This window comes from Pseudomonas sp. Pseusp16, from assembly GCF_047324915.1.
Classification (GTDB): Bacteria; Pseudomonadota; Gammaproteobacteria; order Pseudomonadales; family Pseudomonadaceae; genus Aquipseudomonas; species Aquipseudomonas fluorescens_CD.
The window spans coordinates 4,654,631-4,677,055 of the sequence record NZ_CP168522.1; the positions used below are offsets into that span (position 1 = coordinate 4,654,631).

The 22,425-nt window shown below is 60.7% G+C and carries 13 protein-coding genes and 2 pseudogenes; 9 read left to right on the forward strand and 6 right to left on the reverse strand.

All coding sequences use genetic code 11. The annotated features are described in order from the left end of the window. The first annotated feature begins 642 nt into the window (after nucleotides 1–642). Nucleotides 643–966 (forward strand): DUF6124 family protein, encoded by a 324-nt coding sequence (locus tag ACEN8Q_RS21110; protein ID WP_413703691.1) that lies wholly within the window; start codon nucleotides 643–645, stop codon nucleotides 964–966. A 153-nt stretch (nucleotides 967–1,119) separates the two neighbouring features. Here ACEN8Q_RS21110 and putP read toward each other — a convergent pair whose 3' ends face one another. After that, nucleotides 1,120–2,604 carry a sodium/proline symporter PutP gene (gene putP, locus ACEN8Q_RS21115; protein WP_413703692.1) on the reverse strand — a complete coding sequence of 495 codons (1,485 nt, stop codon included), beginning with the start codon at nucleotides 2,602–2,604 and terminating at the stop codon, nucleotides 1,120–1,122. A 462-nt stretch (nucleotides 2,605–3,066) separates the two neighbouring features. Here putP and putA point away from each other — a divergent pair, with 462 nt between their 5' ends. Further along, nucleotides 3,067–7,017 carry a trifunctional transcriptional regulator/proline dehydrogenase/L-glutamate gamma-semialdehyde dehydrogenase gene (gene putA, locus ACEN8Q_RS21120; protein WP_413703693.1) on the forward strand — a complete coding sequence of 1,317 codons (3,951 nt, stop codon included), beginning with the start codon at nucleotides 3,067–3,069 and terminating at the stop codon, nucleotides 7,015–7,017. A gap of 271 nt (nucleotides 7,018–7,288) precedes the next feature. Next, nucleotides 7,289–9,091: an acyl-CoA dehydrogenase gene (locus ACEN8Q_RS21125; protein WP_413703694.1), complete on the forward strand. Its 1,803-nt coding sequence runs from the start codon at nucleotides 7,289–7,291 to the stop codon at nucleotides 9,089–9,091. Between the two features lie 139 nt (nucleotides 9,092–9,230). Here ACEN8Q_RS21125 and ACEN8Q_RS21130 read toward each other — a convergent pair whose 3' ends face one another. From ACEN8Q_RS21130 to ACEN8Q_RS21145, 4 genes and pseudogenes are all read right to left on the reverse strand, one after another. Beyond that, the gene (locus ACEN8Q_RS21130; RefSeq protein ID WP_413705513.1) at nucleotides 9,231–10,076 is read right to left on the reverse strand and encodes a methyl-accepting chemotaxis protein; all 846 of its coding nucleotides are present in this window, start codon (nucleotides 10,074–10,076) and stop codon (nucleotides 9,231–9,233) included. An 18-nt stretch (nucleotides 10,077–10,094) separates the two neighbouring features. Next, nucleotides 10,095–11,168 (reverse strand): annotated as a pseudogene (locus tag ACEN8Q_RS21135) (cache domain-containing protein); the annotation flags it as partial. Between the two features lie 100 nt (nucleotides 11,169–11,268). Next, on the reverse strand, nucleotides 11,269–11,571 hold the full coding sequence (locus tag ACEN8Q_RS21140) for a cell division protein ZapA (RefSeq protein WP_007981180.1): 303 nt from the start codon (nucleotides 11,569–11,571) through the stop codon (nucleotides 11,269–11,271). Beyond that, nucleotides 11,568–11,798, reverse strand: a complete 231-nt coding sequence (locus tag ACEN8Q_RS21145; protein ID WP_007971835.1) for a hypothetical protein — start codon at nucleotides 11,796–11,798, stop codon at nucleotides 11,568–11,570. Before ACEN8Q_RS21145 ends, ACEN8Q_RS21140 begins: the two co-directional genes overlap by 4 nt. A gap of 401 nt (nucleotides 11,799–12,199) precedes the next feature. On the opposite strand from ACEN8Q_RS21145, the pseudogene ACEN8Q_RS21150 reads away from it, so the two are divergent. The 6 genes and pseudogenes from ACEN8Q_RS21150 to trxC all read left to right on the forward strand — a co-directional run. Then, nucleotides 12,200–12,955, forward strand: a pseudogene (locus tag ACEN8Q_RS21150) (MCP four helix bundle domain-containing protein); the annotation flags it as partial. Continuing rightward, complete coding sequence (locus ACEN8Q_RS21155; RefSeq protein ID WP_413705514.1) at nucleotides 12,947–13,810, forward strand: methyl-accepting chemotaxis protein; 864 nt, start codon at nucleotides 12,947–12,949, stop codon at nucleotides 13,808–13,810. The pseudogene ACEN8Q_RS21150 and the gene ACEN8Q_RS21155, both read left to right, overlap by 9 nt. Nucleotides 13,811–14,028: 218 nt before the next feature. Then, nucleotides 14,029–15,771: a potassium/proton antiporter gene (locus tag ACEN8Q_RS21160; RefSeq protein ID WP_413423183.1), complete on the forward strand. Its 1,743-nt coding sequence runs from the start codon at nucleotides 14,029–14,031 to the stop codon at nucleotides 15,769–15,771. A 34-nt stretch (nucleotides 15,772–15,805) separates the two neighbouring features. After that, complete coding sequence (gene mscK, locus ACEN8Q_RS21165; protein WP_413703695.1) at nucleotides 15,806–19,174, forward strand: mechanosensitive channel MscK; 3,369 nt, start codon at nucleotides 15,806–15,808, stop codon at nucleotides 19,172–19,174. A gap of 48 nt (nucleotides 19,175–19,222) precedes the next feature. Further along, a complete protein-coding gene (gene selO, locus ACEN8Q_RS21170) occupies nucleotides 19,223–20,686 on the forward strand; it encodes a protein adenylyltransferase SelO (RefSeq protein ID WP_413703696.1) in 1,464 nt (487 codons plus the stop codon). Nucleotides 20,687–20,759: 73 nt separating this feature from the next. Continuing rightward, a complete protein-coding gene (gene trxC / locus ACEN8Q_RS21175; protein ID WP_413423177.1) occupies nucleotides 20,760–21,194 on the forward strand; it encodes a thioredoxin TrxC in 435 nt (144 codons plus the stop codon). 128 nt (nucleotides 21,195–21,322) lie between these two features. On the opposite strand, the gene ACEN8Q_RS21180 is transcribed toward trxC, so the two are convergent. Beyond that, nucleotides 21,323–22,093, reverse strand: coding sequence for a ParA family protein (locus tag ACEN8Q_RS21180; protein WP_008016979.1), 771 nt, complete (start codon nucleotides 22,091–22,093; stop codon nucleotides 21,323–21,325). Nucleotides 22,094–22,425: the final 332 nt, after the last annotated feature.

Sequence of the window (22,425 nt, forward strand, 5' to 3'; positions counted from 1 at the left end):
GGTCAGGTAGGGCCGTATTTGCATGCTGGTGCCAGAGGAAAGGAGCTTTGGCTAAGCGAACTTGGTTTTAAATAGGACGTTTTCGCGGAGCTCGTAGGAGGATTCCGGATCTGGGGTGTGCTTGATCTGTAAGGGAATTCTCTTGCCGAGAGGATGCAGAGCAGAGCCAGCTTTATTTGGTCGTGCCGGCCGTTCGAAGTGGGTTTCCCTCGGACCGCTGTAACTCTGGCAGGGCCCTTCGCGAGCAGGCTCGCTCCTACATTGGACATCGGTTTTGCAGGAAGGATTTGGTGCTTGAATTGTGCTTGTTTAAGAGCTCTCTCGATTACGCCTTGAAAGCTACAAAATCTTGCGTCGCTGCCTACAGCTACGCCAGAATCCGCCTGCTTGTGCGCTTTGGGGCTGCTCGGTAACTTGGCTCCCGTCACTGCCCATCAGTGATCGGGTTTAGTCGCCTGTCGTTGCTAAGTCGCATGTGCACCATTCATTCAGGTATCCCTTTCCTGTTCTTATGGTGGCTGTGCGCAGGGCACTCTCGGGTGCGCCGATTTCTTAGCTCGTCGGTCGACTAACCTGTGCACAGCTGCCTCCCTTTCGCTTAGTCGCGGACCGGTCGCAGCCTCACTCATAGAGAGCTAAGTCATGGTCAAGGTAACTCCCGATCCACCGACAATCGATCCGCCATCACCGTACGAAACTTCCGCCTCAGAAACACTGCAAGAGGCTGCCTGCATAATGGCCTCACCGCACTCCCCCAGTACTTTCTTCAACGTCAATCCGGAACTCGATACCGCAACATTGCTGGTTTACGCATGCGAATCGCTGGCATCGGCCAATGTCATGGCCACAGACCTGGTGGACCATCTACAAGGGACTTCGCGCAATGCGCTGCTGGGGATCGCGCAAGTGATCATGCTGGGTGAGCTGGCAGTAAACCGAGCACTGGATAAACTTGATCCGCCTTGATTGCCATTGGTGGTGCGGCTAACACCATCACGAACAAGTACCTAAAAAATGATTGTCGATCACCCCATGGACATCTGAAAAAAAACGGCCCGCTTCCAAAGGAAACGGGCCGCTTCGTGCTAGGTGAAAGCTCAGAGCCTCAGCTCATCCCCATCACTTGTTCAAACGATAGTCCGCCTCAGCCGCAGCAAAACGCTGGAACATACCGACAGTCGGCGTGCCCATTTTGCTGACGAGGTAGATCGCCAGGCTGGCGAAGATGAAACCAGGGATGATTTCGTACAGGCCCAGCAGTTCGAAGTGTTTCCACACGATCACGGTGATCGCGCCGACCAGGATGCCGGCCAGTGCGCCGTTGCGGGTCATGTCTTTCCAGATCACGGAGATCAGTACCACCGGACCGAATGCAGCACCGAAACCGGCCCAGGCGTAGCTGACCAGACCCAGTACGCGGTTTTCCGGGTTGGCGGCCAGCGCGATGGCGATCAGGGCAACCAGCAGCACCATGGCGCGACCGACCCAGACCAGTTCCAGTTGGGAAGCCGATTTACGCAGGAAGGTTTTGTAGAAGTCTTCGGTCAGTGCGCTCGAGCACACCAGCAGTTGGCAGCTCAGGGTGCTCATGACGGCAGCCAGGATGGCCGACAGCAGGACACCGGCAATCCATGGGTTGAACAGGATCTTCGCCAGTTCGATGAACACGCGTTCGTGGTTCTCGCTCACTGGCATGGCCACGGCCGGGTTGGCCGAGAAGTAGGCGATACCGAAGAAACCTACAGCGACGGTGCCGCCCAGGCACAGGATCATCCAGGTCATGGAGATGCGACGGGCCTTGGCAATCGATTTGACCGAATCCGCCGCCATGAAACGCGCCAGGATGTGCGGTTGGCCGAAGTAGCCCAGACCCCAGCCCATCAGCGAGATGATGCCGATGAAGGTGGTGCCTTTGAGCATGTCGAAGTTGGCCGGATCTTGCGCTTCGATCGCCAGGAACGTGGTATCGACACCGCCGGTGGCCAGCAGCACGATGATTGGCGTCAGGATCAGGGCGAAAATCATCAGGGTGGCTTGTACGGTGTCAGTCCAGCTCACGGCCAGGAAACCGCCGACGAAGGTGTAGGCAATCGTCGCCGCAGCACCGGCCCACAGTGCTGTCTCGTAGGACATGCCGAAGGTGCTTTCGAACAGACGGGCACCGGCCACGATGCCGGAGGCGCAGTAGATGGTGAAGAACACCAGGATCACGACGGCGGAGATGATCCGCAGCAGGCCGCTTTTGTCTTCGAAACGGCTGGCGAAGTAATCCGGCAGCGTCAGGGCGTCACCGTTGTGCTCGGTCTGCACGCGCAGACGGCCGGCGACGAACAGCCAGTTCAGGTAGGCGCCGACGATCAGGCCGATAGCGATCCAGCTTTCGGAAAGACCGGACATGTAGATAGCGCCCGGCAGGCCCATCAACAACCAGCCGCTCATGTCGGACGCACCGGCAGACAGCGCGGTAACGACGCTGCCCAGGCTACGACCGCCAAGAATGTAGTCGGAAAGGTTATTGGTGGAGCGATAGGCCATGAAACCGATCAGCACCATTGCCGCGATGTAGATCACGAATGTGATCAGGGTTGGATTCGTTACGCTCATTAAGTGACGCCCTGGCTTTGTTTTTATGTAGCAGCAGCTGTTGAACCGCCCGCAAACGCTGACGTTTGACAGACGATTCGGGACGCCGCGCATTTATGACTGATGTTTCCCCAGGAAAGCCATCAGCCGGCACACCTGCCTTTTCGACGGGTTGCACCTTGGGGCGCGAATGCTATGCAACAAAGCAAATAAGGTGCAACCCATTTCTTGAGAATAAGTTGCACCTACGTGACTAACCAGTATCCAAATGTTTTTTTGCTCCCTTTTAGCGCAGTCCAGACGCTTTGCTAGAAGTAAAAGAACCAAGCAGGAGCAGCACACTCGTACCAGAAATTAATTCCCGACGAGGCGCCGATTTTTCCTGCAAAAAAAGGGTTGCACCCGGTTGCACCTCTGCAGTTGCACGGCTAATCTTGCCGCCAGCTGATGCCACGCAGTCGTGGCAAACATGAGGATAAAAACATGGCTACCACCACCCTTGGGGTCAAACTTGACGACCCGACCCGCGAACGCCTCAAGGCTGCCGCGACTTCGATTGATCGCACGCCGCACTGGCTGATCAAGCAGGCAATCTTCAATTACCTGGAAAAACTCGAGGGTGGTGCAACCCTGACCGAGCTGAGCGGTTTGACCAAGGATTCCGACGACACCGTCGACGCGCCCCTGGATCACGCCCACCAGTGTTTCCTCGAATTCGCCGAAAGCATCCTGCCGCAATCGGTGCTGCGCGCCTCGATCACCGCCGCCTACCGTCGCCCGGAACCAGAAGTGGTGCCGATGCTGATCGAGCAGGCGCGCCTGCCGGCACCGATGGCTGAAGCCACCAACAAGCTCGCCGCTTCGATTGCCGAAAAACTGCGCAACCAGAAGAGTGCTGGCGGTCGTGCCGGCATCGTTCAGGGCCTGTTGCAGGAGTTCTCCCTGTCATCCCAGGAAGGCGTGGCACTGATGTGCCTGGCCGAAGCACTGCTGCGCATCCCTGACAAAGGCACCCGCGACGCGCTGATCCGCGACAAGATCAGTACCGGCAACTGGCAGCCGCACCTGGGCAACAGCCCGTCGCTGTTCGTCAACGCGGCCACGTGGGGCCTGCTGCTTACCGGCAAGCTTGTGTCTACGCATAATGAGGCTGGCCTGACCTCGTCCCTGAGCCGCATCATCGGCAAGAGCGGCGAACCGATGATCCGCAAGGGCGTCGACATGGCCATGCGCCTGATGGGCGAGCAGTTCGTCACCGGCGAAACCATCGCCGAAGCCCTGGCCAACGCCAGCAAATTCGAAACCAAGGGCTTCCGCTATTCCTACGACATGCTGGGTGAAGCTGCACTCACCGAGCACGACGCGCAGAAGTACCTGGCCTCGTACGAACAAGCCATCCACTCGATTGGCAAAGCTTCCCACGGTCGCGGGATTTATGAAGGCCCGGGCATTTCGATCAAGCTGTCCGCCCTGCACCCACGCTATAGCCGTGCCCAGTACGAGCGCGTGATGGATGAGCTGTACCCGCGCCTGCTGTCGCTGACCCTGCTGGCCAAGCAATACGACATCGGCCTGAACATCGACGCCGAAGAAGCCGACCGCCTGGAGCTGTCGCTGGATCTGCTGGAGCGCCTGTGCTTCGAGCCGCAACTGACCGGCTGGAACGGCATCGGTTTCGTGATCCAGGCTTACCAGAAACGTTGCCCATACGTGATCGACTACGTGATCGACCTGGCTCGCCGCAGCCGTCATCGCCTGATGATCCGCCTGGTGAAAGGCGCGTACTGGGACAGCGAAATCAAGCGCGCCCAGGTCGAAGGCCTGGAAGGCTATCCGGTCTACACCCGCAAGGTGTACACCGACGTGTCCTACATCGCTTGCGCCCGCAAGCTGCTGTCGGTGCCGGAAGTCATCTACCCGCAGTTCGCCACGCACAACGCCCACACCCTGTCGGCCATTTATCACATCGCCGGTCAGAACTATTACCCGGGCCAGTACGAGTTCCAGTGCCTGCACGGCATGGGTGAACCACTGTACGAACAAGTTGTAGGCAAGGTTTCCGAAGGCAAGCTGAACCGTCCGTGCCGCGTGTACGCTCCAGTCGGCACCCACGAAACCCTGCTGGCCTACCTGGTACGTCGCCTGCTGGAAAACGGCGCGAACACCTCGTTCGTCAACCGCATCGCCGACCAGTCGATTTCCATTCAGGAACTGGTGGCCGACCCGGTGGCGAGCATCGAACAGATGGCGACCGTGGAAGGTGGTTTCGGCCTGCCACACCCGCGCATCCCGCTGCCGCGTGACCTGTATGGCGCCGAGCGCGCCAACTCCAGCGGCATCGACATGGCCAACGAACATCGTCTGGCGTCCCTGTCCTGCGCACTTCTCGCTACCGCACACAACCACTGGAAAGCCGCGCCGATTCTTGGCTGCGTGTCCAGCAACGAAGCCCCGGCCCCAGTGCTGAACCCGTCCGACCTGCGTGACGTGGTTGGCCATGTACAGGAAGCGACCGTCGAAGACGTCGACAACGCAATCCAGTGCGCCCTGAACGCTGCCCCGATCTGGCAGGCCACGCCGCCGGCCGAACGCGCCGCGATCCTGGAGCGTGCCGCCGACCTGATGGAAGCCGAGATCCAGCCGCTGATGGGCCTGCTGGCTCGCGAAGCCGGCAAGACCTTCGCCAATGCCATCGCCGAAGTGCGCGAGGCCGTGGACTTCCTGCGTTACTACGCGGTGCAGGCACGCAACGATTTCACCAATGACGCCCACCGTCCGCTGGGCCCGGTGGTGTGCATCAGCCCATGGAACTTCCCGCTGGCGATCTTCAGTGGCCAGGTGGCTGCCGCACTGGCTGCCGGTAACCCGGTATTGGCCAAGCCTGCGGAACAAACGCCGCTGGTGGCCGCTCAAGCCGTGCGCCTGCTGCTCGAAGCCGGGATTCCGCAAGGCGTGCTGCAACTGCTGCCGGGCCGTGGCGAAACCGTCGGTGCCGGCCTGGTCGGCGACGAACGTGTCAAAGGCGTGATGTTCACCGGTTCCACCGAAGTCGCGCGCTTGCTGCAACGCAACATCGCCGGCCGCCTCGACAGCCAGGGGCGTCCAATCCCGCTGATCGCCGAAACCGGCGGCCAGAACGCGATGATCGTCGACTCTTCGGCACTGACCGAACAGGTGGTGATCGACGTGGTGTCCTCGGCGTTCGACAGCGCCGGCCAACGTTGCTCGGCCCTACGCGTCTTGTGCCTGCAGGAAGATTCCGCCGACCGCGTCATCGAAATGCTCAAGGGCGCCATGGCCGAAAGCCGCCTCGGCAACCCGGAGCGCCTGTCCGTGGACATCGGTCCGGTGATCGACGCTGAAGCGAAAGCCGGCATCGAGAAACACATCCAGGCCATGCGTGACAAAGGTCGCAGCGTATACCAGGTGGCCATCGCCGATGCCGAAGAAGTCAAACGCGGCACCTTCGTGATGCCGACGCTGATCGAACTGGAAAGCTTCGACGAGTTGCAGCGGGAGATCTTCGGCCCGGTGCTGCACGTGGTTCGTTACAAGCGCAAAGACATCGATCAACTGATCGGCCAGATCAACGCTTCCGGCTACGGCCTGACCCTGGGCGTGCACACCCGCATCGACGAAACCATCGCCAAGGTGATCGACACCGTCAACGCCGGTAACGTCTACGTCAACCGCAACATCGTCGGTGCCGTGGTCGGCGTGCAGCCATTTGGCGGCGAAGGCCTGTCGGGGACCGGCCCGAAAGCCGGTGGCCCGCTGTACCTGTACCGCCTGCTGTCGACGCGCCCTGCGGATGCAATCGAGCAATCCTTCGCTCGCGGCGATGCTGCCGCAGCACCGGACGTTCGTCTGCGCGACGCCATGAGCAAGCCGTTGACTGCCCTGAAAGCCTGGGCCGACAGCAACAAGTTCGCCGACCTGAGCACCCTGTGCGTGCAGTTCGCCGCACAATCGCAAAGCGGCATCACCCGCGTTCTGGCTGGCCCGACCGGCGAACGCAACAGCTACGCGATCCTGCCACGGGAACACGTGCTGTGCCTGACGGAAGTCGAAGGCGATCTGCTGACGCAACTGGCGGCAGTACTGGCGGTTGGCGGCTCGGCGGTATGGCCGGAAACTGACCTGAGCAAGGCGCTGTTCGCACGCCTGCCGAAGGACATTCAGGCGCGCATCAAGCTGGTTTCCGACTGGAACAAGGACGAAGTGGTTTTTGATGCGGTTGTGCATCACGGCCATTCCGACCAGTTGCGTGCGGTGTGCCAGCAGGTTGCCAAGCGTGCCGGTGCGATCGTTGGCGTGCAGGGCCTGTCGCAAGGCGAAACCAACATTGCGCTGGAACGCCTGGTGATCGAGCGTGCGCTGAGCGTCAACACCGCTGCGGCGGGTGGTAATGCCAGCTTGATGACGATCGGCTAAAACCGATAAACCAGGCAGCCGCGATAGCTGCCTGGCAATCAAATCCCTGTGGGAGCGGGCTTGCTCGCGAAGAGGCCGTCACATTCAGCATTTATGTTGACTGACATACCGCCTTCGCGAGCAAGTCGGATTGCCGCACCACCGCTCCCACATTTGTTTTGTGGTGCCTGCCAAGTCGTCGCTCTGGTCCACTATCACGATCATCAATCATCCTGTTCAGCCTTTATTCCCCCGCCTAGACTCGGCCCATTCCGATAAAAGGTAGGCCGCCATGTCCGAGACGTTGCTCAGTTCCCGTAATCTGGCTTTCGAGCTGTATGAAGTCCTTGATGCCGAGGGCCTGACCCAGCGTGAGCGTTTCGCCGAACACAACCGCGAAACCTTCGATGCGGCCATCAGTACCGCCCGCAGCATCGCCGAGAAGTTCTTCGCCCCGCACAACCGCAAGGGCGACGAGAACGAACCGCGCTATGAAAACGGTCAGGCGATTCTGATTCCGGAAGTGAAACCGGCGGTGGATGCCTTCCTCGAAGCCGGCTTCCTCAATGCCGCGCGCAGTTTCGACGCCGGCGGCATGCAGCTTCCTACACTGCTGTCCCAGGCCTGCTTTGCCCACTTTCAATCGGCCAACGCCGCATCGACGTCCTATCCGTTCCTGACCATGGGCGCGGCGAACCTGATCGAAAGCTTCGGCACCGATGAACAGAAACGCCGCTTCCTGCAACCGATGATCGATGGCCGTTTCTTCGGCACCATGGCCCTGACCGAACCGCACGCGGGCTCGTCGCTGTCGGATATTCGTACCCGCGCAGAGCCGGCGTCTGACGGCACTTATCGCCTCAAGGGCAACAAGATCTTCATCTCCGGCGGCGATCATCCGCTGTCGGAAAACATCGTGCACATGGTCCTGGCCAAGCTGCCGGACGCACCGGCCGGGGTGAAGGGCATTTCACTGTTCATCGTGCCCAAGTTCCTGGTCAACGACGACGGCAGCCTGGGCAAGCGCAATGACGTGCTGCTGGCCGGCCTGTTCCACAAGATGGGCTGGCGTGGCACCACGTCCACCGCGCTGAATTTCGGCGATAACGGCGAGTGCGTCGGCTATCTGGTGGGCAAGCCACACCACGGCTTGAGCTACATGTTCCAGATGATGAACGAGGCGCGCATCGGCGTCGGCATGGGCGCGGTGATGCTTGGTTACGCCGGCTATCTGTACTCGCTGGAATATGCCCGCGAGCGTCCGCAGGGGCGCGTGCCCGACAGCAAGGACCCGAACACTGCGCCGGTGGCGATCATTCAGCACGCCGACGTCAAACGCATGCTGCTGACGCAAAAAGCCTATGTCGAAGGCTCATTCGACCTCGGTCTTTACGCTGCGCGGCTGTTCGATGACACCACGACGCTTGCGACCGAAGCCGAACGCAAACAGGCCCATGAACTGCTGGATTTGCTGACGCCGATCGTCAAATCCTGGCCGTCGGAGTTCTGCCTGAAAGCCAACGAACTGGCGATCCAGATCCTCGGCGGCCACGGCTACACCCGCGAATACCCGGTGGAGCAGTACTACCGCGACAACCGCCTGAACCCTATCCACGAAGGCACCCACGGCATTCAGTCGCTGGACCTGCTGGGGCGCAAACTGGCGCAGAACGGTGGCGCGGGGCTCAAGCAACTGATCCGCCTGATCGCCGCCACCGCCGAACGCGCCCAGGCATTCGAGTCGCTGACGCCACTGCGCGAACCGCTGGAGAAACTGGTGGCGCGCCTGCAAACCGTAACCATCGGCCTGCTGACCGACCTGGCCCAGGGCAAGGTCAACAGCAGCCTGGCGAACTCGGCGCTGTACCTGAAGGTGTTCGGGCACACCGTCATTGGCTGGCGTTGGCTGGAACAGGCGATTCGGGCCGAGGAAGGCCTGGCCAAGGGCAATGGGGCGGATGTGGCTTTTTATAAGGGCAAGTTGCAGGCGGCGCGCTACTTCCTGACGTGGGAAGTGCCGGGTTGCCACCACGAGCTGGCGATTCTTGAAGCTCGGGATGATGTGTGTCTGGGCATGCAGGATGAGTGGTTCTGATCCCGAATCTGTGGCGTAGCTGAAATTCGCGAGCAAGCCCGCCCCCACATTTGATCGCTGGAGTTCACAAATTATGTGTTCGCAGCAGGTCGAGTGTGGGAGCGGGCTCGCTCGCGAAGAGGCCCGCACAGATGAAACATCAGCTCAGCTTGAACCCACCCATCTGCCGCGCCAAATCATCCGCCAACCGCTGCAACGTCTGGCAATCATCCCGACAGGCCCTGACCTCCCCCGCAGTCGCCCGTGCCAGGTCGGAGATGCCCTGCACGTTGCGGTTGATCTCCTCGGTCACCGCCGACTGCTCTTCGGTCGCCGTCGCCACTTGATGGTTCATGTCGCTGATGCGTTCCACCTGACCGGTAATCGCCGTCAACGACGCGCCAGTCCTCTGGCTCGACTCCACGCCGGTACCCGTGGCCGCTTGCCCGGTATGCATCGACGACACGGCGTTCTCGGCACCTTGCTTGAGGCTGCCGATCATCTGCTGGATCTCGTCGGTGGACGATTGCGTACGCCGCGCCAGCGTGCGCACTTCATCGGCCACCACGGCAAACCCGCGCCCCATGTCCCCCGCCCGCGCCGCTTCGATGGCGGCATTGAGCGCCAGCAGGTTGGTCTGTTCGGAAATCCCGCGAATCACCGCCAGCACCTGATCGATGGACGCCACCTGATGGGCCAGCTCACCCACCGCCGTGGCCGCCACGCCGATCTCCCGGGACATGCTTTCAATGTGGCGAATCGAACCGCCCACCACCTCCCGCGCCTGCAGCGCTTCGTCACGGGCGGTTTGTGAAGCGAATGCCGCGTTGCCGGCGTTCTGCGCGATGTCCTGCACGGTCAGGCCCATTTCATGCACCGCGGTGGCGACCATGTCGGTCATTTCCTGTTGCCGTCCGGAACGTTCGGCGGTGTTGTCCACCACGCGCGCCACTTGCCCGACAGCAGTGCGCAGGTGCTCGCTGGTGGTCAGCACTTCACCGATCATGTCGCGCTGGCTGTCGAGAAACCGATTGAAGCCACGCGCCAGATCGCCCAGCTCATCGGCGCGACTGGAATCTAACCGGTGGGTCAAATCTCCACCACCGCTACCGATGGCAACCAGTGCCGCTGTTACCTGACGAATCGGCCGTACCAACCCACGGGCCAGCAGCACCACCAGCAACAGGCACACAATCGCCACCGCCAGGCCGATGCCGCTGCTCATCCACATGGCGCGGCGGGCTTCGGCGTAGATCTGCGATTGCGGCACTTCGGCCACCAGGGTCCAACCGAGATCACGCAATGGCAGGCTCAACGCGAGGAAGTCTTCGCCATCACGCTGGAAGCTGCTGCTGGTGGCAGTTTTTTGACCCATGACCGCTTGCGCGGCTGACTCGCCAATCTGCTCGGCCAAGGTGCGCTTGCCACTGAATTGCGCCTCGGGATGGACCTGGATCAAACCGTCGGAACGCACGAGATAGACCTTGCCGCGCTCACCGAAGCTGAAGTTGTGGATCAGCTCCGACAGCTCTTTCATGCTCAGGCCCAGCCCGGCAACGCCCACGACTTTACCGGCCTGCTCGACTTTCAGGTCGATGAACAGCGCCAATTCTCCGGTGGCCGTGTCGTTGTCGATATTGAGGGTGCGCGGCTTTTTGCTGTCGAGGAACGCATAGAACCAGGCATCCTTCGGGTTGGAACGACTGAGGGTCCGGTCCAGGCCTTTTTCGGTGAAGTAATGGTTGGACGCGGTGCCGACAATCAGCGCGGTAAAAGCCTTGTGCTCGGCGCGGATGCCTTCGAGATAGGTGGTGAAAGTGCCGGTCTGGGCACTGCCTTCACCCCCGGCCAGCCAGTCGCGCACCATGCTATTGCTGGCGATGTCCTTGGCGGCCGTGAGCGGCTGAACAAGGATGCGCTCGATGTCGTTGCGCATCGCTTCGATGCTCGACGGCAAGGCTTGCTCGACCAGATAGTTCTGCGCCAGCCGATTGACCACCAGGGTATAGATGCCAACGACGATCAGAATACTGACCAGCAAGGCGCTGCCCATACTCAGGATCAATTGCCATTGAATACTGCGTCGCCAGAACTGCATGGAGCACCCCCAAAGAATAAGAGGCTGAAACACTGCAACAGCCGTGCCGATTGTATACAAACCAACCGACAATCTATTCTTTGGTTGTGCGCAAAGCCGATCAGGCCTGATTGATCGTCTTGGAAATCACTTCAACCGTGGCGCTGACTTGCTCTTGGTAACGGTCGAGTTCGAGCTTGTGCTGCTTCTGCATTTCGATCTGCTGGGAGCACAGGTTCATCGCGGCCAGCACCAACAGTCGGTCACCGATCAGCGTCGGGTACTTCCTCTTGGTTTCGGCCAGGGCTGCCTTCAACATCATCGCGGCGTCCAGCAGGGTCTGTTCTTCCCCGGCCGGTGCCTTGATCGAATAGTCCTCTCCCAGGATCGAGACGACTTTTACCCCTGCGGCGTTGTAACTCATGCGCTGACAGGACCTGCGCTGACACGCTCAACCAGGGCCTGGATGCGAGCCGCCGTGGCGCCTTGCTTCTCTTCCTGCTCCATCAGGCTCAGTTGCAGGCTTTCGTTTTCATCCTTGGCCTGGGCCAGTTCTGCAGTCAGGGTCTGGTTGGTGCCGAGCAACGTCTGGTTCTGCTGCACCAGGTCACTGACCAGTTGTTCCAATTGGCTTAGGGATGCTTCCAACATTTTGATTTTCCGGGCTTTTTCAAAGGGCGCGTACGATAAAGAAAAGTCACCGTGGATGCCAGGGTTATACAGGCGCAAAGCCTTGATTCTGCTGACGGGCGACCTTCCTCGCGAGTTTTAAAGACTGCGGTTGGTCAATCTGGTTCCCGCATTTCGTCGCCAGCCTATGTGGGAGCGAGCTTGCTCGCGATGGACGTGAACGATATCGCGCCCTGTCTGAATGATTGCGTTGTCCATGCGTTTTTCGCGAGCGGGCTCGCTCCTACAAGGTACCCACCCGGTCGCAGTAAAAACGCGCAAGGACTCAAGACTCCAGTCGTACGACCGATAAGTCATTCATACGTCAGCCTCGGCACCGCTCAGGTGCGCTCTTTTCGGTAAATCCCATGTCCCTTCGTAATATGAATATCGCCCCTCGGGCGTTCCTCAGCTTTGCCCTGATCGGTGGCTTGATGATGATTCTGGGAGTGTTTGCCTTGAATCAGATGAGCAAGATCCGCGGCGCGGCCGAGAACATCACCAACAACAGTGTGCCGAGCATCAAGAGCCTGGACGACTTCACCCAGCTCACCTTGCGCCTGCGCGTGTTGTCCTACCGCTTGCTGGTGAACCGCGAGCCTGACGTGCAGCAAAAAACCATGGAACTGCTGGAGATGCGCAACCAGCAGATTCGCACCGCCCAGGCGACCTACGAAAAGCTGATCGCCAGCCCGCAGGAACGTGCGGCCTACGATCAATACGTGCAGTTGCTGGGTCAGTACCGCCAGATCGAAGACCGGATGAAAACCTTGTCGCGCAACAATCAGATCGATGAACTGCGCACTTTGCTCAACACCGATTTGCTCAACAACTCCGAAGCGGTCAACGCGGTGTTGAACAAACTGCTGGAGATCAACACCCAGCAGAGCCACGACACCAACCAGCAGGCGGCGGATCAATACGATTCGGCGTTCAACCTGGTGATCACCCTGTTGGTGATCGCCACCGCCCTGACGCTGCTGTTCGCCTGGTTGCTGACCAACAGCATCACCCAACCGATCGCCAATGCCCTGAGCGCCGCCGAACAAATCGCCGAAGGCAACCTGACGCGCCCGATCACGGTCGACGGCCAGGACGAGGCCGGCCGCTTGCTGCTGGCGATGTCGAAGATGCAGGACAAACTGCGCGACACCCTGCAACGGATTTCCGGCTCGGCCACTCAGCTGGCTTCTGCCGCCGAAGAACTCAACAGCGTCACCGACGAAAGCGCCCGTGGCCTGACCCGGCAGAACAACGAAATCGAACAGGCTGCCACCGCAGTCAACGAAATGACCAGCGCCGTGGAAGAAGTCGCACGCAACGCGGTCAGCACGTCCGAGGCGTCGAAGAACGCCACCAGTTCTGCCGGCGACGGCCGTGATCTGGTGCAGGAAACCGTGAGCGCCATCGAACGCATGAGCGCCGACGTGCAGAGCACCGCGACCCTGATCGGCGACCTGGCCAACGAGTCCCGCGACATCGGCAAGGTGCTGGATGTGATCCGTGGCCTGGCCGACCAGACCAACCTGCTGGCCTTGAACGCAGCCATTGAGGCCGCTCGCGCCGGTGAGGCCGGCCGTGGTTTCGCGGTAGTGGCCGACGAAGTGCGCGCCCTGGCCCATCGCACCCAGCAGTCGACCAGCGAAATCGAGCGCATGATCGGCAGTATCCAGAGCGGTACCGAGCACGCAGTGGATTCGATGCGCAACAGCACCGAACGCGCCGAATCGACTTTGAACATCGCACGCGGTGCCGGGATTTCGCTGGACACCATCAACAGCGCCATCGTCGAAATCAACGAACGCAACCTGGTGATCGCCAGCGCTGCCGAAGAACAGGCGCAGGTGGCCCGTGAAGTGGATCGCAACCTGGTGAACATTCGCGACCTGTCGGTGCAGTCGGCCACCGGGGCGAATCAGACGAGTGCGGCGAGCAGCGAGCTGTCGCGCCTGGCGGTGGACCTGAACACCCTGGTTGGGCGGTTCAGCCTGTAATCCACCAACACCGCCCCCTGTAGGAGCGAGCTTGCTCGCGATGAATTCAATGACGACGCGCTGAATCAGACAGCACGCGTTATCGTTGACGTCCATCGCGAGCGAGCTCGCTCCTGCAAAGCTTTTTGACAGCATCACATTTCAACAGGTTAGAATCGCTGGCACGCGGACTGCATGGTCAGTTTGTGCCCGCCTTTCAGTTTTCTGGAGTACTGCCTTTGAATGCGACGACCATCAACAGCCTGTTCTTGATCGGCGCGTTGCTGGTAGGTGCGAGCATTCTGGTGAGCTCACTGTCATCGCGCCTTGGTATCCCGATTCTGGTGATTATCCTGGCCGTCGGCATGGCGGCCGGCGTCGATGGCGGCGGCATTATTTTCGACAACTACCCCACGGCTTATCTGGTCGGCAACCTCGCACTGGCAGTCATCCTGCTCGACGGTGGCTTGCGCACCCGGGTGTCGAGTTTCCGTGTGGCGTTATGGCCGGCATTGTCTCTCGCCACCGTCGGGGTACTGATTACCACCGGGCTGACCGGCATGGCGGCCGCATGGCTGTTCAACCTGAACCTGATCCAGGGCCTGCTGATCGGCGCCATTGTCGGCTCCACCGACGCCGCGGCGGTGTTCTCGCTGTTGGGCGGCAAAGGCCTGAACGAACGGGTGACCGCCAGCCTTGAAATCGAATCCGGCAGCAACGACCCGATGGCGGTGTTCCTGACCGTCACCCTGATCGACATGCTCGCCAGCGGCCAGACCGGCCTGCACTGGAGCCTGCTGACCCACCTGATCCGCGAGTTCGGCATCGGTAGCGTCATCGGCCTGGGTGGCGGCTGGCTGATGCTGCAACTGGTCAACCGCATCAACCTGGCCACCGGCCTGTATCCGATTCTGGTCATCGCCGGTGGCCTGCTGGTGTTTGCCCTGACCAACGCCCTGCACGGCAGCGGCTTCCTCGCGGTTTACCTGTGTGGATTGATGATCGGCAACCGTCCGGTGCGCAGCCGCCACGGCATCCTGCACATGCTCGACGGCATGGCCTGGTTGTCGCAGATCGGCATGTTCCTGGTGCTGGGTCTGCTGGTGACGCCTCACGATCTGCTGCCTATTGCCTTGCCGGCACTGGCACTGGCGCTGTGGATGATTCTGTTTGCCCGGCCACTGTCTGTAGTGGTTGGCCTGCTGCCGTTCAAAGCGTTCCATGGTCGCGAGAAAGCGTTCATCTCCTGGGTCGGTTTGCGTGGCGCGGTCCCGATCATTCTGGCGGTGTTCCCGCTGATGGCCGGCCTGCCCAACGCCCAGCTGTACTTCAACCTCGCGTTCTTTATCGTGCTGGTGTCGCTGCTGGTTCAAGGCACGAGCCTGCCGTGGGTCGCCAAACTGTTGAAGGTAACGGTGCCCCCGGAGCCTGCGCCCATCTCCCGCTCGGCCCTGGAGGTGCATGTCACCAGCGAATGGGAGCTGTTCGTTTATCGCCTGGGCGCTGAAAAATGGTGCATCGGTTCGCACCTTCGTGAGCTGAAAATGCCCGAAGGCACCCGTATCGCCGCCCTGTTTCGTGGCGAGCAACTGCTCCATCCGTCGGGTAGTACGGTGCTCGAAGTCGATGATTTGCTCTGTGTCATCGGCCATGAACACAACCTGCCGGCCCTTGGAAAACTGTTCAGCCAGGCGCCACAACGGGGCCTCGATCTACGCTTCTTCGGCGACTTCGTACTGGAAGGAGACGCCCAGCTGGCGGCGGTTGCGGCCCTGTATGGGCTGAAGGTCGAAGGCATCGATCCGGACATGTCCCTGGCCCGCTTCATTGCCCAGAAAGTCGGCGGCGCACCGGTGGTGGGTGACCAGGTGGAATGGAACAACACCATCTGGACCGTGGCGGTCATGGACGGGAACAAGATCGGCAAAGTGGGCGTCAGATTCCCCGAAGGAAGTCGCCCGGGTCCCGGCCTCTTCCTCTAAACTGCTTCCACTATCACTTGCTTGACCGGTCTCTATGCCTAACCTGCGCTCCTTTTTCGCCATTGCCCTGCTGGGCTTGAGTCTCTCTGTCGGCCCCCTTGGTTTACCGCAAGCGGTGCAAGCGGCCGAACCGCCCTCCAGCGAAGCCGTGCAGGCGAACCTGGACAAGATCGCCGACCGCAAATTGCCGGAAGCCGACCAGAAGGCCCTGCAAACCGTCCTGCAAAGCACGCTGGCCCAGCTCAACAACAAGCGTGACTACGAGCAGAAGCTGGCCGATCTCAAGCAAACGTTGAGTTCTGCACCCAAGCAGACGCTCGAGAACCAGCGCGAACTGACCCGCCTCAAGGCCAGCACCGTGGTACCGGTGGCACAGCGTTTCGCCAAGGAACCGATCCAGCAGCTGGAGCAAATGCTTACCGAGCGCTCCACCCAGCAAAGCGACCTGCAAAAAGCCCTGGGCGATGCCAACAGCCTGATCATCACCGCCCAGACCCGCCCCGAGCGCGCCCAAGCGGAGATATCCAGCAGCCAGACGCGCATTCAGCAGATCAACAACATCCTCAAGAACGGCAAGGACGGCGGCAAGGCCTTGAGCGCCGAGCAGCGCGACCAGCTCAATGCCGAGCTGGCAGCGCTGAACGCCCTGATCCCGCTGCGCCGCCAGGAACTGGCCGGCAATACCCAACTGCAAGACCTCGGCAGCAGCCAGCATGACCTGCTGTCGGAGCGATCCGATCGTCTGGATCGGGAAATCCAGGAACTGCAAACCCTGATCAACCAGAAGCGTCTGGCGTTGTCCCAGGAAACGGTCACCCAGCAATCCATCGAAGCGCAGAAAGCTGGCGGCAGCAGCCTGCTGGCCACCGAAAGCGCGGCCAACCTGAAGCTCTCGGACTACCTGCTCAAGAGCACCGACCGCCTCAACGAAGTCACCCAGCAAAACCTGCAGACCAAGCAACAACTGGACAGCCTGACCCAGAGCGACTCGGCCCTGGACGAGCAAATCAATGTGCTCAAAGGCAGCCTGCTGCTCTCGAAGATTCTCTACAAACAGAAACAAGCGTTGCCGCGCCTGCGGCTCGACCGCAACCTGGCCGACCAGATCGCCGACATTCGCCTGTATCAGTTCGAAGTCAGCCAGCAACGGGAGTTGCTGAGCAATCCGACCACCTACGTCGATAACCTGCTGTCGACCCAGCCGCCCGAGCAAGTCACGCCGCAGCTGCGCAAAAGCCTGATGGAACTGGCCACCACCCGCGCCGACCTGCTGGAGCGCCTCAATCGCGAACTGAGCGCGGTGCTCAATGAATCCATCACCCTGCAACTGAACCAGAAGCAACTGCTCAGCACGGCGCAAAGCCTGCGGGCGACACTCGATGAGCAGATGTTCTGGATTCCCAGCAACAAGCCGCTGGACCCGGAGTGGATTCGCAGTGTGCCCGATCGCCTCCAGCATCAACTCGATTCACTGCCGGTACTTTCAAGCCTGAGCGAACTGGCTGATGGCCTGACCCAGCGCCCGTTGCTGTTCCTGCCACTGGCACTGCTGATCGGTGCGTTGCTGTGGCGCCGCAAGAGTCTGTACGCGCGCCTGAACAAGGTTCACCAGGACATCGGCCATTTCAAGCGCGACAGCCAGTTGCACACGCCGCAGGCCATCCTGATCAACATCCTGCTGGCAATGCCTGTGTCCCTGGGCCTGGCGCTGTGCGGGCTGGCCTTGCAAATCGACGCCCGTGGGCAAAACGCCAATATGGGCGCGGCGTTACTGCAGATGGCCGGGGCCTGGCTGGTGTTCTACACCGCCTACCGGATCCTCGCGCCGGGTGGCGTGGCGGAACTGCATTTCCGTTGGGAAAAGCCCCAGGTGGAATTCCTGCGCAGGTGGGTCCGTCGCCTGGGCATGGTGGTCATGGCGCTGGTGACCGTGGTGGCGGTTGCCGAACTGCAACCGGCGGCGCTGGCCGATGACGTGATCGGCATGCCGGTGGTGCTCACCTGCTACGCCTTGATGACCCTGCTGCTCAGTCGTTTGCTCATCAGCAGCCCGACCCACAAAAACGCCTCGCTGTTCCGCAAGGTCGTGGGGATCCTGTTCACCGCCCTGCCCGTCGCGCTGTTCGTGGCGGTGTGTTTCGGCTACTACTACACCGCGCTGAAACTCAGCGACCGTTTGATCAACACGCTGTACCTGCTGATGTTCTGGCTGGTGATCGAAGCCACGTTCGTGCGCGGCCTCAGCGTGGCGGCCCGCCGCCTGGCTTACCAGCGCGCCCTGACCAAGCGGCTGGCCGCCAAGGAGGCCGGCGACGGCGAAGCGGTGATAGAAGAGCCGACCATGGACATCGAGAAGGTCAACGAACAGTCCCTGCGCCTGATCCGCCTGGCGCTGCTCGGCGGCTTCATGGCAGCGCTGTATTGGGTCTGGGCCGACCTGATCTCGGTGTTCTCGTACCTGGACAACATCACCCTCTACGAATACACCAGCGGCACCGGCGCCAACATGAGCATGGTGCCGATCAGCATCGGCGACATGCTCGGCGCGCTGATCATCATCGGCATCACCTTTGCCCTGGCGCGCAACTTGCCGGGCCTGCTGGAAGTGTTCGTGCTGTCGAAACTCAACCTGGCCCAGGGCAGCGCCTACGCGACCACCACGCTGCTCTCGTATGTGATTGCCGGCGTCGGTTTCGTCTCGACGCTGTCGACCCTCGGCGTCAGCTGGGACAAGTTGCAATGGCTGGTGGCGGCGCTGTCGGTCGGCCTCGGATTCGGCATGCAGGAGATTTTCGCGAATTTCATCTCCGGCATCATGATCCTGTTCGAACGTCCGGTGCGGATCGGCGACACCATCACCATCGGCAACCTGTCGGGCACCGTGAGCAAGATTCGCATCCGCGCCACGACCATCACCGACTTCGACCGCAAGGACATCATCGTCCCGAACAAGACGTTCATTACCGGGCAACTGATCAACTGGTCGCTGACCGACACCATCACCCGGGTGACCCTCAAGCTCGGTGTCGACTATGGCTCGGACCTGGACCTGGTGAAAGAACTGCTGCTCAAGGCGGCCCGCGATAACCCGCGCGTCCTGAAAGACCCGGAGCCGCATGTGTACTTCCTGAATTTCGGCGAAAGCACCCTGGACCACGAGTTGCGCATGCACGTGCGCGACCTCGGTGACCGCAACCCGGTGCTCGACGAGGTCAACCGCTTCATCAACCGCGAGTTCAAGAAGCAGCACATCAATATCTCGTTCCGGCAGATGGAGGTTTACCTCAAGAACCTGCACGGCCAGGAGTACAAGATGGTGCCAATCGAGCCGGAAGCGAAAACCATCGTGCCTCTGGTCGACGGCAAGCCGGCGCAAGAACCGCCCGCCGCCAAACTCGACTAACCGGCCTTTCCCCAGCAGAATGCTCGGACATTCTGCTGGAGCCGGCCCTTGAAAGCCCTCGACGAACTGACCTTCGATAATCGCTACGACCGCCTGGGCGACGCGTTTTCCGCCCATGTGCTGCCCGAGCCCATCGACAATCCGCGCCTGGTGGTGGCCAGCCCCGCCGCCATGGCGCTGCTGGACCTCGACCCGGCCGTGGCCGAAACCCCGGAGTTCGCCGAACTGTTCAGCGGCCACAAGCTCTGGGCCGACGCGATCCCGAGGGCGATGGTCTATTCCGGGCATCAGTTCGGTTTCTACAACCCGCAACTGGGCGACGGCCGCGGCCTGCTGCTGGGCGAGGTGTACAACGATGCCGGCGAACATTGGGACCTGCACCTCAAGGGCGCAGGCCAGACGCCGTTTTCACGCATGGGCGATGGCCGGGCGGTACTGCGTTCGTCGATCCGCGAATTCCTCGCGTCCGAAGCCCTGAACGCCCTGAACATCCCGACCACCCGCGCCCTGTGCGTGATCGGCTCGGACACCCCGGTGTGGCGCGAAAAACAGGAGCGCGCAGCCATGGTCCTGCGTCTGGCGCCGAGCCACGTGCGCTTCGGCCACTTCGAATATTTCTACTACACCAAGCGCCCCGAGCAGCAGAAAGTACTGGGTGATCACGTACTGGCCATGCACTTCCCGGAGTGCCTGGAACAACCGGAGCCGTACCTGGCGATGTTCCGCGAAGTGGTCGAGCGCAATGCCGAACTGATCGCCAAGTGGCAGGCCTATGGCTTCTGCCACGGGGTGATGAACACCGACAACATGTCGATCCTCGGCATCACCTTCGACTTCGGCCCTTTTGCCTTCCTCGACGACTTCGACGCCAACTTCATCTGCAATCACTCCGACGACCAGGGCCGTTACTCCTTCAGTAACCAGGTGCCGATTGGCCAGTGGAACCTCAGCGCGTTGGCGCAGGCCCTGACGCCGTTCATCAGCGTCGAGGCCCTGCGCGAAACCCTCGGCCTGTACCTGCCGCTGTTCCAGGCCCATTACCTGGACCTGATGCGCCGCCGCCTCGGCCTGACCACCGCGCAGGATGATGACCAGAAGCTGCTGGAGAGCCTGCTGCAACTCATGCAAAACAGCGGCGTCGACTACAGCCTGTTTTTCCGTCGCCTGGGTGATGAAGCTCCGGAACAGGCCATCACCCGCCTGCGTGATGACTTCGTCGACCTCAAGGGCTTTGATGCCTGGGGCGAACTCTATATCGCCCGGGTAGCCCGTGAAGGCGCACTTGATCAAGAGCAGCGTCGCCAACGAATGCACGCCGTCAACCCGCTGTACATCCTGCGCAACTACCTGGCACAAAAGGCCATCACAGCGGCAGAAAGCGGCGACTACTCGGAAGTCCGCCGACTGCACGCGGTGCTGAGCAATCCGTTCGAGGAACAACCCGGGATGGAAAGCTACGCAGAGAGGCCGCCGGAATGGGGCAAGCATCTGGAGATCAGTTGTTCGTCGTGAGGCACTGCACAATTGAAAATCTGGAGATATGGCTCCAGATAGGGATCATTCGCTTTCGACTGGACGATTTGACATGACCGACCCACTCCACATCCCCTGCCCCCACTGCAACGGCCTCAACCGCATTCCCGCCGAACGCCTCAACGATCACCCCAAATGCGGACGCTGCAAGGCCGAAGTCCTGCTGAGCAAACCGTTTGAATTGAAGCAGGGCGACTACGCCAGCCAGATCAAGGGTGATCTACCGCTGCTGGTGGATGTGTGGGCGGACTGGTGTGGGCCGTGCAAGTCGTTTGCACCGGTGTTCGAGCAGGCAGCCGGGCAACTGGAGGGCAAGTGTCGGCTGGCCAAACTGGACAGCGAGGCGAACCAGCAGTTGTCAGCGCAGTTGGGGATTCGCTCGATTCCGAGCCTGATCCTGTTCAAGAACGGCCGGGAAGTCGCCCGGCAGAGCGGGGCCTTCCCGTTACCGCAACTGATGAGCTGGTTGCGTAGCCAGGGCATCTGAAGCAACACGAACCCATGTGGGAGCGGGCTTGCTCGCGAAGGCGTCGTGTCAGTCAACATAGATGTTGAATGTAACGGCCTCTTCGCGAGCAAGCCCGCTCCCACAAGGGGGCTGTGTTACCAGCCAGATCAGGCGTTTTCCAGCAGGTTGTGCAACTCCACAAACTGCTGGGTCAGCTTGTGCCGCGGGTCGAGATGGATCAGCGGCGTATTGGCCTGATGGGATTCGCGCATGCGTACCGAGCTGGCCAGGTACACAGGCAACACCGGCAGGCCTTCGGCGATCAGTTCGTCGAGAATCTGCTGGGGCAGGCTGGCGCGGGCCTGGAACTGGTTGACGACGATGCCTTCGACTTCCAGGCCTTCGTTATGGTCATCCTTCAACTCTTCGATTTCCGCCATCAGACCGTACAGTGCCTGGCGTGAGAAACTGTCGCAATCGAAGGGAATCAACACCCGATCGGCGGCGATCAATGCAGAAACCGCATAAAAATTCAGCGCCGGCGGGGTATCGAGGTAAATCCGGTCGTAGTCTTCGCTCAGCTCTTCAAGCAACTTACGCAGCTTGTTGATCTTGTGCTTGGCTTCAAGTTTTGGCTGCAAGTCCGCCAGCTCGGCGGTAGCGGTAATGACGTGGAGGTTATCGAACGGAGTTTCGTAGATGTCGACCTGATTCTTCTTGGAGAAGGGCCCGGAAGACAGCGTCTGCTTGAAGAAATCGGCGATGCCCATCGGGATGTCGTTACCGGTGAGCCCCGTCAGGTACTGAGTGGAGTTGGCCTGGGCATCGAGGTCCACCAGCAAGGTGCGAAAACCCTCGCTGGCACTGACCGCCGCCAGATTGCAGGCAATGCTGGACTTGCCAACGCCACCTTTCTGATTGAACACCACGCGCCGCATGTCAAAACCTCCGTGTACCAAAGAATGACCGAGTGTAGTGGTCAGCCGCGCTGCTTCGCTACCTTCTCGGTAAAGGGACTACACAGTCAGTTGCCTTCTCTTGCATGAAAAGCTCTGAACGGCCCGATAGCTCGGCGCAGGAACCGACAGACGGAGCAATAACTTTGTGAATAATTACCAATCGTTCAATTTTTGCGAGCCCGCCGCTTCATCTTGTTGAGCAAAATGTAACCAGCATTTGCTACACGTTCCCGGCACCGGGATAATGCGCGCCACTCGGCGCCAAACGCCACGCAGGGTGAGTCTTGGCTCCTGGCCACTCCCCCGCGTCA

Excerpts from the sequence above, each read along its gene's own strand:
- ACEN8Q_RS21180 (WP_008016979.1), bottom strand. The coding sequence starts at position 22,093 with ATGCGGCGCGTGGTGTTCAATCAGAAAGGTGGCGTTGGCAAGTCCAGC.
- ACEN8Q_RS21145 (WP_007971835.1), bottom strand. The coding sequence starts at position 11,798 with ATGTTGGAAGCATCCCTAAGCCAATTGGAACAACTGGTCAGTGACCTG.
- ACEN8Q_RS21125 (WP_413703694.1), top strand. The coding sequence starts at position 7,289 with ATGTCCGAGACGTTGCTCAGTTCCCGTAATCTGGCTTTCGAGCTGTAT.
- trxC (WP_413423177.1), top strand. The coding sequence starts at position 20,760 with ATGACCGACCCACTCCACATCCCCTGCCCCCACTGCAACGGCCTCAAC.
- ACEN8Q_RS21110 (WP_413703691.1), top strand. The coding sequence starts at position 643 with ATGGTCAAGGTAACTCCCGATCCACCGACAATCGATCCGCCATCACCG.
- putA (WP_413703693.1), top strand. The coding sequence starts at position 3,067 with ATGGCTACCACCACCCTTGGGGTCAAACTTGACGACCCGACCCGCGAA.
- ACEN8Q_RS21140 (WP_007981180.1), bottom strand. The coding sequence starts at position 11,571 with ATGAGTTACAACGCCGCAGGGGTAAAAGTCGTCTCGATCCTGGGAGAG.
- putP (WP_413703692.1), bottom strand. The coding sequence starts at position 2,604 with ATGAGCGTAACGAATCCAACCCTGATCACATTCGTGATCTACATCGCG.
- ACEN8Q_RS21130 (WP_413705513.1), bottom strand. The coding sequence starts at position 10,076 with ATGATCGGTGAAGTGCTGACCACCAGCGAGCACCTGCGCACTGCTGTC.
- mscK (WP_413703695.1), top strand. The coding sequence starts at position 15,806 with ATGCCTAACCTGCGCTCCTTTTTCGCCATTGCCCTGCTGGGCTTGAGT.
- ACEN8Q_RS21155 (WP_413705514.1), top strand. The coding sequence starts at position 12,947 with ATGCAGGACAAACTGCGCGACACCCTGCAACGGATTTCCGGCTCGGCC.